This is a genomic window from Paraburkholderia sp. PREW-6R, from assembly GCF_039621805.1.
Lineage (GTDB): Bacteria > Pseudomonadota > Gammaproteobacteria > Burkholderiales > Burkholderiaceae > Paraburkholderia.
On the sequence record NZ_CP155074.1, the window covers coordinates 498,435 to 513,318 of the forward strand.

Annotated in this window: 16 protein-coding genes; 9 read left to right on the forward strand and 7 right to left on the reverse strand. The window is 62.2% G+C overall.

Features of this window, described 5'->3' with window-relative positions; all coding sequences use genetic code 11:
* Window positions 1-10: 10 nt before the first annotated feature.
* The 6 genes from AAGS40_RS17525 to AAGS40_RS17550 all read left to right on the forward strand — a co-directional run bounded on the left by AAGS40_RS17525 (window position 11) and on the right by AAGS40_RS17550 (window position 7,780).
* Window positions 11-1,585, forward strand: coding sequence for an efflux transporter outer membrane subunit (locus tag AAGS40_RS17525; RefSeq protein WP_345816046.1), 1,575 nt, complete (start codon window positions 11-13; stop codon window positions 1,583-1,585).
* A 748-nt stretch (window positions 1,586-2,333) separates the two neighbouring features.
* Window positions 2,334-3,173 (forward strand): MetQ/NlpA family ABC transporter substrate-binding protein, encoded by an 840-nt coding sequence (locus AAGS40_RS17530; RefSeq protein WP_345816047.1) that lies wholly within the window; start codon window positions 2,334-2,336, stop codon window positions 3,171-3,173.
* Window positions 3,174-3,223: 50 nt separating this feature from the next.
* Entirely contained in the window at window positions 3,224-4,381 is a 1,158-nt protein-coding gene (locus AAGS40_RS17535) for an ATP-binding cassette domain-containing protein (RefSeq protein ID WP_345816048.1), read from the forward strand.
* The gene (locus AAGS40_RS17540; RefSeq protein WP_345816049.1) at window positions 4,374-5,030 is read left to right on the forward strand and encodes a methionine ABC transporter permease; all 657 of its coding nucleotides are present in this window, start codon (window positions 4,374-4,376) and stop codon (window positions 5,028-5,030) included. The genes AAGS40_RS17535 and AAGS40_RS17540 overlap by 8 nt, the downstream gene beginning before the upstream one ends.
* Before the next feature lie 150 nt (window positions 5,031-5,180).
* Window positions 5,181-6,383 (forward strand): acyl-CoA dehydrogenase family protein, encoded by a 1,203-nt coding sequence (locus AAGS40_RS17545; protein ID WP_345816050.1) that lies wholly within the window; start codon window positions 5,181-5,183, stop codon window positions 6,381-6,383.
* 68 nt (window positions 6,384-6,451) lie between these two features.
* The gene (locus AAGS40_RS17550; protein ID WP_345816051.1) at window positions 6,452-7,780 is read left to right on the forward strand and encodes an Nramp family divalent metal transporter; all 1,329 of its coding nucleotides are present in this window, start codon (window positions 6,452-6,454) and stop codon (window positions 7,778-7,780) included.
* 163 nt (window positions 7,781-7,943) lie between these two features.
* On the opposite strand, the gene flhC is transcribed toward AAGS40_RS17550, so the two are convergent.
* The 7 genes from flhC to AAGS40_RS17585 all read right to left on the reverse strand — a co-directional run bounded on the left by flhC (window position 7,944) and on the right by AAGS40_RS17585 (window position 13,112).
* Window positions 7,944-8,519 carry a flagellar transcriptional regulator FlhC gene (flhC, locus tag AAGS40_RS17555; protein ID WP_345816052.1) on the reverse strand — a complete coding sequence of 192 codons (576 nt, stop codon included), beginning with the start codon at window positions 8,517-8,519 and terminating at the stop codon, window positions 7,944-7,946.
* Between the two features lie 14 nt (window positions 8,520-8,533).
* Complete coding sequence (gene flhD / locus AAGS40_RS17560; RefSeq protein WP_345816053.1) at window positions 8,534-8,854, reverse strand: flagellar transcriptional regulator FlhD; 321 nt, start codon at window positions 8,852-8,854, stop codon at window positions 8,534-8,536.
* Between the two features lie 528 nt (window positions 8,855-9,382).
* A complete protein-coding gene (locus AAGS40_RS17565; RefSeq protein WP_345816054.1) occupies window positions 9,383-10,606 on the reverse strand; it encodes a YeeE/YedE family protein in 1,224 nt (407 codons plus the stop codon).
* A gap of 195 nt (window positions 10,607-10,801) precedes the next feature.
* The gene (locus AAGS40_RS17570; protein ID WP_345816055.1) at window positions 10,802-11,332 is read right to left on the reverse strand and encodes a GNAT family protein; all 531 of its coding nucleotides are present in this window, start codon (window positions 11,330-11,332) and stop codon (window positions 10,802-10,804) included.
* Between the two features lie 156 nt (window positions 11,333-11,488).
* Window positions 11,489-12,349, reverse strand: a complete 861-nt coding sequence (locus tag AAGS40_RS17575; RefSeq protein ID WP_345816056.1) for a helix-turn-helix transcriptional regulator — start codon at window positions 12,347-12,349, stop codon at window positions 11,489-11,491.
* A gap of 92 nt (window positions 12,350-12,441) precedes the next feature.
* Window positions 12,442-12,744 (reverse strand): addiction module antidote protein, encoded by a 303-nt coding sequence (locus tag AAGS40_RS17580; RefSeq protein WP_345816057.1) that lies wholly within the window; start codon window positions 12,742-12,744, stop codon window positions 12,442-12,444.
* A complete protein-coding gene (locus AAGS40_RS17585; RefSeq protein WP_345816058.1) occupies window positions 12,741-13,112 on the reverse strand; it encodes a type II toxin-antitoxin system RelE/ParE family toxin in 372 nt (123 codons plus the stop codon). The genes AAGS40_RS17580 and AAGS40_RS17585 overlap by 4 nt, the downstream gene beginning before the upstream one ends.
* Before the next feature lie 264 nt (window positions 13,113-13,376).
* On the opposite strand from AAGS40_RS17585, the gene AAGS40_RS17590 reads away from it, so the two are divergent.
* The 3 genes from AAGS40_RS17590 (at window position 13,377) to AAGS40_RS17600 (ending at window position 14,638) form a co-directional block, all read left to right on the forward strand.
* Entirely contained in the window at window positions 13,377-13,745 is a 369-nt protein-coding gene (locus AAGS40_RS17590; RefSeq protein ID WP_345816059.1) for a nuclear transport factor 2 family protein, read from the forward strand.
* Between the two features lie 78 nt (window positions 13,746-13,823).
* Complete coding sequence (locus AAGS40_RS17595; RefSeq protein ID WP_345816060.1) at window positions 13,824-14,180, forward strand: hypothetical protein; 357 nt, start codon at window positions 13,824-13,826, stop codon at window positions 14,178-14,180.
* On the forward strand, window positions 14,174-14,638 hold the full coding sequence (locus AAGS40_RS17600; protein ID WP_345816061.1) for an RbsD/FucU domain-containing protein: 465 nt from the start codon (window positions 14,174-14,176) through the stop codon (window positions 14,636-14,638). The genes AAGS40_RS17595 and AAGS40_RS17600 overlap by 7 nt, the downstream gene beginning before the upstream one ends.
* Window positions 14,639-14,884: the final 246 nt, after the last annotated feature.

Below are 14,884 nucleotides of genomic sequence, written 5' to 3' on the forward strand. Positions count from 1 at the left end.
GAAAACAATAATGAATCGCTTTGAATCTTTGCGCGGATGGGGCCGGGCAGCCGCCAGCGGTTTGCTGGTGGCGTTGCTCGCGGCCTGCTCCGTCGAGCCGACCTATAAGCGTCCTGATGTGGACACGCCGACGGCGTTCAAGGAAGCGCCCGTTGCAGCGTCGGCTGCGTCTGGTGCTGCGGCGTCATCCGCCTCCTTGCCCGACGACGGTACGTGGAAACAGGCGCAACCTTCCGATGACGCGCATCGCGGCGAATGGTGGACGGTGTTTGGCGATCCGCAACTGAACGCGCTTGAAGAGCAGGCCGCTGCCGCCAACCAGGACCTGAAAGCGGCTGCGGCGCGCGTACAGCAGGCGCGCGCGGTGACGCAGGCGGCGAAGTCGGACTGGTTCCCGAAACTGGATGCAGGCTTTGGTCCGACGCGTGAGCGTGCTTCAGCGGCTTCGCAGTTTCTGCCGGACAGCGCGGGTGGGACGACCGGCACCATCTGGCGCGCGCAGGTGGGCGCGTCGTATGAGGCGGATCTGTTTGGACGCGTGAGTTCGAATGTGAACGCGTCGCGCGCTGACGAGCAGCAAAGTGAAGCGCTGTTCCGCTCGGTACAGCTGTCCTTGCAGGCGGATGTCGCGCAGAATTATTTTCAGCTGCGCGAGCTCGACACGGATCAGGACCTGTACCGTCGTACAGTCACGTTGCGCGAAGACACGCTGAAGCTGATCGAGCGCCGCTTCAAGGAAGGCGATATTAGCGAACTCGACCTGGCCCGCGCGCGCAATGAACTGGCGAGCGCGCGTGCGGATGCCGTGGGCGTCGCGCGTCAGCGCGCGGCCTCCGAGCATAGCCTCGCGATTCTGCTCGGCAAGCCGCCGGCTGAATTCTCGTTTGCGGAAGCACCGCTCGCGCCGATAAGCGTGCGCGTGCCGGCTGGTTTGCCCTCGGCGCTGCTCGAACGTCGCCCGGATATTTCGGCTGCGGAGCGGGCGATGCAGGCGGCGAATGCACGCGTTGGCCTCGCCAAGTCCGCGTTCTTCCCGAAGCTGGATATCACGGGGGCCGCTGGATTTGAGTCGGCGACGCTCGGCGATCTGTTCATGTGGTCGAGCCGTGCGTTCATCCTCGGACCCTTCGCGGGTTCCGCGTTGACGCTGCCATTGTTCGACGGCGGCCGCCGCAAGGCCAACCTTGCTCAGGCGCGCTCGAAATATGACGAAGACGTCGCGCAGTATCGTCAGCAGGTACTGGTTGCGTTCCGTGAGGTCGAGGACAACCTGGCGGATCTGCGCCTGCTCGACGATCAGATGCGCCAGCAGAACACCGCGGTCGAAGCGTCGCAGCGTGCCGCGCATCTGTCGCGCACGCAGTACACCGAGGGCGCGGTCAGTTATCTCGACGTGATCGATGGCGAGCGCCAGGTGCTGACGACGCAATTGCAGGCAAGCCATCTGTCGGGCACGCAGGCGGTGGCGACAGTGAATCTGATTCGCGCACTGGGTGGCGGCTGGGGTGAGGCGGGCGCGCCGGATCCAGCGACGGTCGGCGCGGCGCCGGCTTCGGACGCGACGCAGCAGGTGGCGAAGCGTTAGGTTTTACGTTGGTCAGGAAGCGATGCAAAGCCGGCCCTCGCGCAAACGCGGGCCGGCTTTTTTATCGCCGCCGTGAGGACATCGGCGTGGGGTCGAGGGTGATTTTTCCAGTTGCAATGTCCTCCGCAAGTTTGAAGGCGGGGCGCTGCATTCGATGTCTTCGTCCGCGAGATGGCACGAAAGGGCAAAAAGAGGCCGCCACGTGTGATGAATCGTGGTGGCCATCGCGCGCAAGGCCTCCCAGGCTTCTTCGGGCTCGTAAGAGAACGCACGAGCGTCGACCACGAGTGCATGCGGCGTGGCAATGCGGGTTCCTTTTTTAAGACCGAAACCGTGGAAAGCGCTGGTGTAATCGTAATATATTGATATTTTCCCGGTTTAAACCAAGTTTTATTCATATTCTCAAAGTTAGACTTGCGCCAACGTCGCCCGAACGTCCGCGTCGTCAGCCAAATCTTTTTTCCCACTTTCCTTCCGAAAATCCGTTCGTAGACTCGCGCTTTCGTGCCGTCTATGATCGTTCGCACCTCATCTGGAGAGAGGCGATGACCTGTCCGACTGTCCATAGGACGCTCATGTAGCACGGCCGGTGCTGATCGGACGGCTTGCGGCCAATGTCCGCAATTCAGCTCGCGCTCGACCGCTGCGACGCACCTTTTCGTTGTTCGCTTCTTTCGGCACGCGCTCCCGCATGCCGCCGGACCGGCTCGCCTCACAGAACGTCACGATCCAACCCCGAAGGTTCACCATGCGCATTTCTTTCACCACCGCTCGGCGCTTTTTCCACAGCACAACATTTGCAGTCGTTGGCACAGTCAGTCTTGCATTCACGATATCGACTTTGCCCGCGGCCGCAGCCGACACCGCTACGCTCAAAATCGGCACGGCGACGAGTCCGCAGATCGAAGCGCTGAAGGTGGCCGCACGCGAGGCGAAAGAGCAGGGACTCGACGTAAAGATCATCGAGTTCACGGACTGGAATACACCCAACGCCGCGCTCGCCAACAAGGATATCGACGTCAATTACTTCCAGCACATTCCGTTTCTCGAGAATGCGAAAAAGCAGGGCGGCTACAACTTTGTCGCGATTGCGCCGGGTACGATCATGAAGATCGGTCTGTATTCGAAGAAGATCAAAAACTTCGACGAGCTAAAGAATGGCGCGACGGTCGCCATCGCAAATGATCCGGTAAACGGAGGCCGCGGCTTGCTGCTGCTGCAACGCGCGGGTCTCATCAAGCTCAAGCCCGGTGTCGACTATCGCGCCACGACGCTCGATATCATCGACAATCCAAAGCATCTGAAGATCGTGCAACTCGAAGCGTCGCAACTCGCGCGCTCGCTCGATGACGTGGATCTCGCGCAGGGCTATCCCAGCTTCATCAAACTGGCCGGTACGACCGATCCGAACAGCGCGCTGCTGTTCGACGGGCTGGAAAACAAGAACTACGCGATCCAGTGGGTCGTGCGACCCGAGAGCGTGAACGATCCGCGAATCCGCAAGTACATTGCGATCTACCAGCATTCGCCCGCCGTGCGCGCCGCGCTCGATAAAGCGTTCGGCTCGCTTTACGCCGTCGCCTGGTAAGCTGCGCGCGCATTCGCCGACCGAATCAGCCTGATACGAAAGGAGCCGCAATGACTCATCTTTTCGATGTGCCCCAGTTCATTGAAGACGCACCGGCCGTGGCGCGCCGGAAAACGCCGGACGAGCCGGCGCAAACGGTCGTGCTGTTCGATGACGTGAGCAAGGTGTTCACCGACGCGCGTGGCGTGCAGAACACCGCGCTTGCCCATGTCGCGCTGACGGTGGCGCGCGGCGAAGTATTCGGCATCATCGGCCGCAGCGGCGCCGGTAAGTCGACGTTGCTTCGCCTCATCAATGGGCTGGAAACGCCAGGCTTGGGCGAGGTGCGTGTGAACGGCGTCAGTGTCGGCGAACTCGATGAGCGCGGGCTCGTCACGCTGCGGCGGCGCATTGGCATGGTCTTTCAGCACTTCAACCTGCTCTCGGCGAAGACCGTCCGCGAGAACATTGCGTTGCCACTCAAGATAGCGGGTGTGCCGAAAGCGTCGATCTGGAAAAAGGTCGACGCTCTGCTCGAACTCGTGGGCTTATCCGCGAAGCGCGACGCTTATCCGGCGAGCCTCTCCGGCGGCCAAAAGCAGCGGGTGGGCATCGCGCGTGCACTCGTGACCGATCCGGACCTTCTGCTTTGCGACGAAGCGACGTCCGCGCTCGACCCGGAGACCACGCAGGCCATTCTCGCTTTACTGCGCGACATCAACCGGCGGCTCGGTCTGACGATCGTGCTCATTACGCACGAAATGCAGGTGATCCGCGAAGTGTGCGACACGGTCGCCGTAATCGAGCGTGGCGAGGTAGTGGAAAGTGGACCCGTGTGGCGTGTATTCGGCGATCCGCAGCAGGACGCCACGCGCGCACTACTCCGCACGCTCGTGCACGACCTGCCGTTGGACCTCGCCGAACGCGTGAGGCCGCTGCACGACATCGCGCAACACGACGCACAGGTTCTGCTTGACGTACGCTTCACCGGCGCCGACGCGCACGAGCCGGATCTGGGCCGCCTGACGGCGGCGCTGAGCGTGGACGGCGGCCGCGTGAGTTTCGTGCATGGCGGCATCGACCGGATTCAGGGGCATGCGCAGGGCAGGCTGGTCGTCTCTGCGCACGTGCGTGGAAACGAGCAGACCTCCGTGCAGGCGCAAGCGGCGACGCTGGCCGAGCGTGCACGCCGTTATGCGAACCATGTCGAGGTGCTAGGCTATGTCTGATATTTGGCTATCCGAATTAACCGACGCCATTCGCGACACTATCGTGATGGTGGGTGTTTCGGCGTTCGTCGCCGCGCTGGTGGGCATTCCTCTCGCGCTGGTCCTCGTTACCACGACACGCGGCGGCATCTTCGAAAAGCGCGCTGTGAATGGCGTGCTCGGCGCACTCGTCAACGCATTCCGCTCTACGCCGTTCATCATTCTGCTGGTTGCGCTGTTGCCGCTCACGCGCGTGCTGATCGGCACAACCATTGGCGTGTGGGCGGCGGTCGTGCCGCTGAGTATCGCGGCGATTCCTTTTTTTGCACGCGTCGCGGAAGTCAGTCTGCGTGAAGTGGACCGTGGTTTGATCGAAGCGGCTCAGGCAATGGGAGCACAACGCCGGCACATTATCTGGCATGTGTTGTTGCCCGAAGCGTTGCCGGGTATTCTCGGTGGCTTCACGATCACCGTAGTAGCCATGATCGGCTCTTCCGCAATGGCGGGCGCGGTGGGAGCAGGCGGCCTCGGGGACCTCGCGATCCGCTACGGATACCAGCGTTTCGACACCACGGTCATGGTCACCGTGATCGTATTGCTGATCGTGCTCGTGACGGCGGTGCAGTTCGTCGGGGACCGCTTCGTGCGACGGCTCGCGCGTCGTGTCTAAAATCACGCCTATCTGCATCGCGCTATTTGAATGATGAATTGGCCTCGCCGTGCGGGTTTGCTTAACATGCGCGCACGCCTATGATGTGACGAAGCGCCCGCTGCCAGGCGCATGGGTGCGAACCTGGCCGACTTGAACACTGGATCTTGCATGAACGAACCGCGTCACCTTGAGACGGCGCAGACGAGCGAACCGTCAGCCGCGCCCGCGGTGCGCGACCTGGCTGGTCTGCTCGACGCGTTGCGCGCCACCGCGGCCCAGCGCGATCGCGACGGCGGCCACGCCGCGCAGGAAAAACAATGGATCGCCGACGCCGGCTTGCTGACGCTGGCGGTGCCGCGCGAGTTCGGCGGCATCGGCGCATCGTGGCCGGTGATTTACGACACGATTCGCCGGATCGCGCAAGTCGACAGTGCGCTCGCGCATCTGCTCGGCTTCACTTGCCTGCAAGTGGTCAGCATCGATGTGTGGGGCAATCCGGCGCAACGCGCGCGTTATCTGGGCGGCACGGCAGAAGGCCGCTGGTGGTGGGGCAACGCCGTCAATCCGCTCGACACGCGACTCGTGGCGAGCGCGACGGGTTATGGCGGCTACCGGCTCGACGGCCAGAAAGGTTTTTGCTCGGGCACGCGCGGCTCCCGGATGATGACCGTTTCGGCACACGACCCGTCCACCGGCAAGCCGGTATTCGCGGTCGTGCCCACTACGCGCGAAGGCATCACAGTGAGGGAAGACTGGAACCCGATCGGGCAACGCCAGACCGATAGCGGAAGCGTCGCTTTCACGGGGGTCGAGGTCAGGCCGGATGAAGTGCTCGAGCGGGCCGACACGCCGTACGCGAGTCTGCGCACGCTGATTTCGCAGCAGGTTCTGACCAACCTTTTCGTGGGCATCGCGCAAGGTGCGCTGGAAGAAGCCCGGGGTTACGTCACGCAGCACGGTCGTCCGTGGATCAGTTCCGGCGTCGACAAGGCCACCGACGATCCGTACCTGATCCAGCGCTTCGGCGAAATGCGTCTGCAGGCAGTGAGCGCGGAGGCGCTCGCGGTACGCGCGGCCAGCATGCTCGACGATGCGTGGCGGCAAGGTCCGGCGCTTTCCGCCGAAGACCGTGCGCACGTGGCGCTCGCCACCTCCGAGGCAAAAATCGTTGCGCACCGCGCCGCGCTCGACGTCAGCGAGAAACTGTTCGACGCGTGCGGAGCCCGCGCGACGCACGCGCCGCTTGCGCTTGACCGTTTCTGGCGCAACGCTCGCGTGCATACGCTGCACGATCCGGTCGACTACCGCGTTCGCGACGTCGGCCGTTTTGCGCTCAGTGGGACATTGCCGGACGTTTCTTTGTACACTTGAGGCGGTTCGCGGCGCCCCGCCGTCTGGCTTGGGGCAACGCGTTTTATTCCCCTCGAGAGACCCACGGTTTGCAGTTCAAACTACCGACTACGGCGACCGCGCCGTTCTGCCCGTCCGAAGTGCAAGGTTCGGTCGCCGTCTCGCCTCGCGCGCCGTTCTGGAAAAAAATCGCGCAGTTCGCCGGCCCCGGCCTGCTGATCTCGATCGGCTACATGGACCCCGGCAACTGGGCCACGGATATCGAAGCCGGCTCGCGCTACGGTTACAGCCTGCTGTTCGTCGTCATGCTGTCGAGCCTCGCGGCCATGGCGCTGCAATGCCTGAGCATGCGCCTTGGCATCGCGACCGGCAAAGACCTGGCGGAATTGTCGCGGGACCGCTACTCGCCCGGCATCGCGCGCTTTCAGTGGATGCTCGCGGAGTTGTCGATCGTGGCCTGCGATCTGGCCGAAGTGCTCGGCGGCGCGCTCGCTTTTCATCTGCTGTTCAAATGTTCGCTGACCACCGGCGTTCTGCTGACCGCTTTCGACACGCTCATCGTGCTCGGGCTGAAAGGCAAGAATTTCCGCGACCTCGAGGCGATCATGGCCGGGCTGATCGCGACTATCGGCGTGGGTTACATCATCGAGCTGGCGCTCGTGAGCCCGCATTGGCCGTCGGTCGCGAACGGGCTGATTCCGTCCTGGCAAGCCATCCACTCCACCGAGCCGCTGTATCTGGCAATCGGCATTCTTGGCGCGACCGTCATGCCGCATAACCTTTATCTGCATTCGTCGATCGTGCAGACGCGGGCGGTCAAGCGCGACACGGCGAGCCTGCGCTCGGCGATCAACATGTCGCGGCTCGATACGATCGTGTCGCTCGCTATTGCGCTACTCATCAACATGGCGATTCTGGTTCTCGCCGGGGCCGCGTTTCATGCGACCGGGCACAACCAGGTGACCGAGATCGAAGACGCGTACAAGCTGCTGGCGCCGGTCGTCGGTACCGGATTTGCGGCGGTGCTGTTCGCGATTACGCTGCTCGCGTCAGGGCAAAGCTCGACATTCACGGGCACGGTGGCAGGTCAGGTGATCATGGAAGGCTTTCTGAAGCTGAAAATTCCGTGCTGGCAGCGGCGTTTGATCACGCGGGCGCTCGCACTGATTCCCGCGCTGATCGGCGTGCAGGTGATGGGCAGCGGTGCGGTGGGCAAATTGCTGGTGGCAAGCCAGGTCGTATTGAGCCTGCAACTGCCGTTTGCGCTTTATCCGTTGATCCGAATGACGAGCGACCGCTCGCTGATGGGCGCTTTCGTCAATAAGGCGCTCACGCGGCTCGTGTCGTGGACGCTCTTCGTGGTGATCAGCGCGGCGAACCTGTGGCTCGTGGTGCAGACAGTGGGACTGGTTGGCTGAGCCACGCGCTGTTTGACGGGCTACGCGAGCCGCCGCGCGCGCTCGTGCGAAAGCGGCAGGCGTAAAAAAAAGGTCCGCTCGCTGGCGGACCTTTCAATTTGAAGCTTCGGCTCGAATCAGGCTGGACATGCCTTCATCGTTTTTTTAAGTTCGATCTGACTGTTCAGGCTGCTTGCGCAACCTGTGCTGCTTCTTCGGCAACTGCTTCCTGACGGGCGGCGGCGGCCTTCTTCGTCTTGCCAGCGCGCGACGGCGGCTGACAGGCACCGCACACCACGTTGTGCTGCAAATCGTGCTTATGAGCGACGAACTTGCCCGTGCAACGGCAGCACTTGGTCAACTGCAGGATATCGGCGTCGAAGAAACGCACCAGCGTCCATGCACGCGTCAGGTCCAGTACCGGTTCGGTTTCGCTGTGCTTGCAATGTTCCAGATACAGCCGATACCCTTTGGTCAGCGCATCCAGATGCGAGCAGCGCGCTTCCTTTTTCAGGAACAGGTACGTGTTGTAGAACAGCGAAGCGTGAATGTTCGCGAGCCACGTCATGTACCAGTCCGCCGAAAACGGCAGCATGCCTTTGGGCGGCGAAACACCCTTTACTTCACGATACAGGCGGATCATGCGGTCGCGTGAGAGCGTCAGTTCGCTCTCCAGCACCTGCATGCGCGCGCCGAGTTCGATCAGCGCGATGGCGCGGAATACTTCCTGTGCATCTTCCGTCAGGCTACGCTTGAGCATCGCAGTCACCCCGGTTAAGCAAATTGCTCAGCAGGCTGACCTGCAAGCAGGATAGCCGCGTGAGTCGGTGCAACTGCTGCATGCTTGGTCGTTTGCGTCAACGCCGACAGCATGGCGTGGTCGTTGAAGCGGAAAAAGCACAACAGCTGATCAGAGCCGGCCAGCTTTACGATCTGCGCGAGCGACAAACCCGCCAGCAGATCAGCCAGTTCCGATGACAAGCCCAGCCGGAACATGCCGACTGCTTTGTCCTCACGCAACATGCGCTGCGCGAGCATGATGTAAGACAAGTTGATTTCGCGGATTGAATCTAACGTCTCGCTGCTACGGTCCATTTTTTGTGTTTCCGAAGCCCCGAATTGCTATGTCGGCTTTTTGCCGTTATGTCTTTTATGCCTCGCCGGAAACGCTGACCCCCGGCTACTGCTGCTGCCTGATACAGACAGCGAGCTTTGATACACCGCGTTACATTTCGTAACAGCTTGGGACGAATTGTATGAAGGGTAAAACAAGAAATCAATACATTCTCAAAAAAATATCCCAAAAAGATACACTGATATTCGGTAACTATTTCTGGTTAGAAGAATGGTCGATGCAGGACGCAATTTTAGGGTACAAAAAGCGGTGTCATATCCATGAAAACCCCCGTGGGGCGGCAATTCTGCCGAATGATATGAAGAAGCGATAATCTGCATGCTGTGCCAGAAAAACGACACCGACATTAGAAAGGAAATAGAAAGGAGGTAAAAAGAGGAGTAATAATTGCCGTTATAATGCTTTGTTTAAGGGACGCAACAAACCTGTAACAGTGTGGTTCGTCCCCGGTTACAAACGCGCGCTAGTTTGTAAGTTCTTTGTGACAACTAGCACCTGGTCGCGCGGACCCGTTCCACGGCAAGGCCAAAGGTCGGCCGCAGGCGGGTGCCGAGTACGTTGCCCGCGAAAGCAGCAGCGAGCCACAGCCAGCCATGGAGGCTGCCAGACACAATGCCGCTGAAGTAGGCGCCGATGTTACAGCCGTAGGCGAGCCGCGCCCCATAGCCCAGCAGCAGCCCGCCCACGACGGCGGCGATCAGAGACCGCGTCGGCACCCGCCAAGCCGGCGCGTAACGGCCCGCGAGCGCCGCTGCGGTCATCGCGCCGAGGACAATGCCGATATCCATGACCGTGGTGACGTCATGTGTAACGGGGGCGGCCAAAGCGCCGGCATTGGCGTGGGCGGCCCAATACGGCCAGCTGGCTACGTCGACGCCGAGCGCCGCGAGCAGCTTTGCGCCCCATAGCGCGAACGCCGACGTGATCCCCCACGGGCGGCCCGACAAGGCGAGTGTCGCAAAATTTAGCAGCGCCAGCGCAATGGCCCCCGCGAGTAACGGCCACGGGCCGTACAGCCATGGCGACGCATGGGCAGGGCGCGCTGGCTCACTGACCAGCTTGCCGTGGCGGCGTCGCTCGATCAGCATGGTCAGAGCGGCTATGCCCGCAAAAAGCGCCAGATTGAGCGTAATCGCCCAACCGGCGCCGAGCGCGGTCACCAAGGAAACGGGTTTGAGCGACGGCAGCGCCGTCCAGAAGGGCATGTGCGCCGTTGCGACAACGGAACCGGCGACGAATGCCGCCAGTGTCACGATCATGCGGGTACTTCCGCCGCCGACGGTGTACAGCGTGCCGGACGCACATCCGCCGCCTAGTTGCATGCCGATTCCGAACATGAATGCCCCGACCAGCACCGACGTTCCCGCCGGTGCGACCAGGCCGACGACCGGCCGACCAAATAACGTTCCGGCAGCGAGCACCGGGAAAAACAGCAGGACGCCGAGCGCGAGCATCAGCATCTGCGCGCGCAGGCCGGCGCCGCGGCCGTCGGCGATAAAAACCCGCCATGCCGATGTGAAGCCGAACGCCGCGTGATACAGCGACACGCCAAGCAGCGCACCGACGATAAAAAGCGCGGCTTGCCGGCCGCTGACCGTCTGCGCCAGATAGATCGCGCCGAGCGCAATGAGCACAAGCGCAGTGCCGAGCGCCCTCGGATTGATGCCGAAGCGACGCGGCACGCGCGGAAAGGATGATGAGATGTCTGACATGGTGAGTGTTGGGGGGACAGTTGAGCGGCGCCGGCCAAGCAAGACGGCGGCAAGCCGCTCGCGGCCGGCGCGGAACAGGGGAAATAAAAATAGCATGGATCGACTGGCGAAGCAGGCTGGTCCCACGACGCCATTTGCGACCCGCCTGCAGTGCAGCGGACCCTCGGAAATCGCGGACGGACGCCGCGACGTCTGTCAGAGAAACCGCGCCATTAGATCGGCGTCGTAAAACGCATCGCCAACCTTCAACGCACCAATCTCGCAACCGTATTTGCGAAACCCAAACGATTCATAAAGATTTCGCGCTGCGTGATTGTGGGTGCCGACCAGCAACTGGATTTGCAGCAGACCGCTTACCCGGCCGGCGCGCGCCACTAAGTCCGTCAGCAACGCGCGCCCGACCCCGCGCCCGCCGGCTTCGGGGGCCACGTACATGCCAACCACGGCCGCCTTATGCCGCTCCTTGTCCCGCCCGTTGCGCAGCAAGCCGACCACGCCGACCAGCGGTGCGTCGCTGGCAAGGGAGGCACCGAGCAGAAAATCTCCTTGCGCGGCACGCGAGCCCTGCAACGTTGCGTCATGTTGGGACGCGCCCTGCGCGAGCGCTTCTTCGTAACTCTGGCCGAACGAGTCGGGATGCGTCTTCAATCCGCGCAACCGGAGCTGGAAGTAGGCGTCGCGGTCCGCGAGGCCGAGTTGGCGGACGATTATGGTGTTGTGATTCAAATGTGACGCTCCTGCAGACTGATGGTTTGTACCCGACTGCCGATCACGCGACGGTGGGGCCGGGCGGCGCTTACTCATCCCGTGATGACCAGCGCAACGGCTCGTACGCTCCGGCGTTTCCCACCGCCTTGACCGATGACCGGCGCGTCCCACATTCTAGGCAGCAGCGTTGCTGCTTTGGTTCTCCGTGTACTGGCGCAGCGCCGCTGCGGTTTGCGGGTCCGCAGGAAAGAACGCCTCGATCGCGAGTTCCGAGAGTGTGACGTCCACCGGCGTGCCGAAGACCGTGGTCGTGCTGAAAAACGATAGCTCGCCGATTGCCGTACGCATGTGCAATGGAACGGCAACCTGATTGAACGCGTTGTCTTCTTGCCCGGCAGGCTGCGCGCCGGGCGGCGCTGGATAGGCGGCCAGTTCCTCGCGTAACGCGCTCAACGTGTGGTCGCCGCTTATCTCGATTTGACGCTGCAGACGCCCGAGCGTGTGATCGCGCCACGCATGCCAATTGACGATCGACCGCGCGATGCCCTCCGGATGCAGGCTCAGGCGCAACGCATTGACCGGCGGCTCCAGTAGCTCTGCACTTGCGCCGGCAACGAGAGGCGCGAGTGCGCCATTGGCCGCGATGATGGTCCAATGACGGTCTATCGCCAATGCGGGATAAGGCTCGTGGCCTTTCAACACCAGGTCGACGGCCTCGCGGGCGGCCGCGAGTTGCGGGTCGGTGAGCGGGCGCTCGCGAAACAGTGGCGCGTAGCCTGCGGCCACCAGCAGCGCATTGCGCGCGCGTAGCGGCACGTCGAGACGTTCCGCCAGATGCATGACCATTTCCCGGCTGGGCGCCGCTCGGCCCGACTCGACAAAGCTCAGATGCCGTGTGGAGATATCGGCTTCGGTGGCGAGCAGCAGCTGGCTCATTCTGCGACGTTGCCGCCACTCGCGCAAAAGGTCGCCGACTGAGCGGTTAGCCGGTGCTGTTCCGGGCGGGGTCGCGTTCGCAAGAGAAAATGTGTTCATGTTGCTGATGATAGCGAGGCCCAGTTAGCTAGCCATTACCCGGCAGGTAATGCAAGGCAGTGATGTGCGCAGAGGGCGTGTAATTGCGACCATCAAGCGTGCGCCACGCCTCCCGGCACGATGTTGATCTTCACGCCGAGCGCGCGCAGCAGCTTGAAAACCGTATCCATGCGCGGTTTGGAGCCGGGCGCGAGCGTTTTGTAGAGGCTTTCACGCCCGAGCCCTGCGTCGGCCGCGACTTGGGTGATGCCGCGCGCCTTGGCGATATCTGCGATTGCTGCGAGTAAAAGATCGGCGTCGTCTTCTTCGAGTGCTGCGTTGAGATACTCGGCAATCATTTCCTCGCTATCGAGGTATTGAGACGCGTCGAACCGCGCCGTTTTGATCTTGCTCATGACAGTTCCTTTCTGAGTGCTGCCCACATTGTTTTGGCATGCTTGATATCGGCCATCTGCGTGGACTTATCGCCACCGCAGAGCAGCAGATACACCACGCGCCCTTCCCGCGCGAAATACACCCGATAGCCGGGCCCGAAATCGATGCGCATTTCGGATACGCCGTCTTCGAGATACTTCACGTCGCCAAAATGGCCACGTTCAGCGCGCCGTATTCGCACAAGAATCCTGGCCCTTGCCCGCAGGTCCGCGAGTTCTGCCAGCCATGTGTGAAATGTTTCGGTGCGGTTGAGCGTGTACGTAGCCGGTGATGCGATCTGTTGTTGAGTGTATCCATTAGGATACGATTTGGCAAGCTCAAAAATCATATAAAAAATGGCGGTTCGTGGCCGCGCTCGTGAAGTGCGTCAAACGCCGCGCGCTGCGACTGCACGGCCCCCAAAACTCAGTCGAGCTTAGCGACTCGCTTTGGCGATGACGATTCGTCCGAATGGCCATGGCATGTGCACGAATCCTTACCTCGCGCGTAATCGACGCTCTTCGCGCAAACCGTCAATGTTCGTTCCGAGCCCGCCGACGACAACGTGTCTGCCAGGCGTCGTGCTCAAGTTACGCGAATCGAGGAATTGGAAATGAATACGCATACCGACCTGATCGACCGTTATTTCGACGCTTGGAACGAGACCGACGGCGCGCGCCGCCGCGAGTTGATTGCCGCAACGTGGACGCCCGACGCCGACTATCGCGACCCGTTGCTGGCGGGCGCCGGCCATGACGGGATCGACGCGATGATCCGCGCCGTGCAGGAGCGCTTTGCGCACCACATGTTTCGCCGCACGACGGACGTCGACGGCTTTGCGGATCGCCTGCGCTTCTCGTGGGAGCTGACGACGCCCGCCGGCGAAGTGATCGTCAAGGGTTCGGATTTCGGCGTGGTGGATGCACACGGGCGTTTGCGAGCCGTGACCGGCTTTCTCGATTACGTGCCTGCCGCGACCTGAACTCGTCTTTCGCGCTTTCTCCGCCGTTGCTCCGCCGTTTTCGCCGTTTCTCTTTCAGGACTTTTCACGGAGACGATCATGCACGGGCCTGCCGCCGTCACGGCTCATCGAGTCATCAGCGTTTTGGGGCGGCTGTGCGCAGCCGCCGACACGCTCAGTAGCGCGATCGCCGGCTTCGCGCTGCTAGCCGGCGATCGCGCGTTCACGTTCATGGCGTTGCTCGCCTCGCGCGAGCCCGTGCCAGGCGGCGCAGGACTCGTGCTCCTCGCACTGGCCGGCTGGTTGCGCTGGCGCTGCGCGCGTTCATCTGGCGATTGCCCGGTTGCTTGCTACAATCGCTCGAACAGCGCTATCCGCGTCAATCCGCCTGCGTCGACGCAACCGCACGCACGCCACACACGACACACACGCACAATCAAGGAGACATCGTGCTGAAGAATCTGGACCCGCTGCTCAACGCCGACATCCTTTATGCACTCCGCTCGATGGGCCATGGCGACGAACTCGTGATCTGCGACGCCAACTTCCCCGCCGACTCCGTCGCACGCGAAACCGTGCTGGGCGAAGTGCTGCGCCTCGACGGCGTGAGCGCACCGCGCGCCATTCGCGCGGTGCTGTCGGTGATGCCGCTCGATACCTTCATCGAGCATCCCGCGTCGCGCATGGAAGTGGTGGGCGAACCGCACACCATGCCGTCGGTGCAGCGCGAAGCTCAGGCCGAAGTCAACGCGGGAGAAGGGCGCGACGTGCCTTTTGCGTCGATCGAACGGTTTGCTTTTTACGAGCGCGCGCGCAAAGCCTACTGTGTGATCGCAACCGGCGAAGAGCGCGGCTACGGTTGCTTCGTGTTCACGAAGGGCGTGCTGCTGGCGCCCGACACGCCGCGCTCGTAATGCGGCGGCCAGCCGATCCGCATGACGGCTGGTGCCGCCGCGCCACGCCGCATGCGCAGACGTGCTGCGATCCAGTCCGGGCCACTGCCGCTGTGTCCAAGCAAACCCAGGCAAACCCAAGCAGACCCACGGGCGCACCAGGCGCAAGCGGCATGTTTATGCTAGGTTTTCGGCGACTGACTTTCAAACGAGCGGCGCGGTGGCCCACGTGTACGGTTTAACTACCGCGCGTCACCACGCAACTGA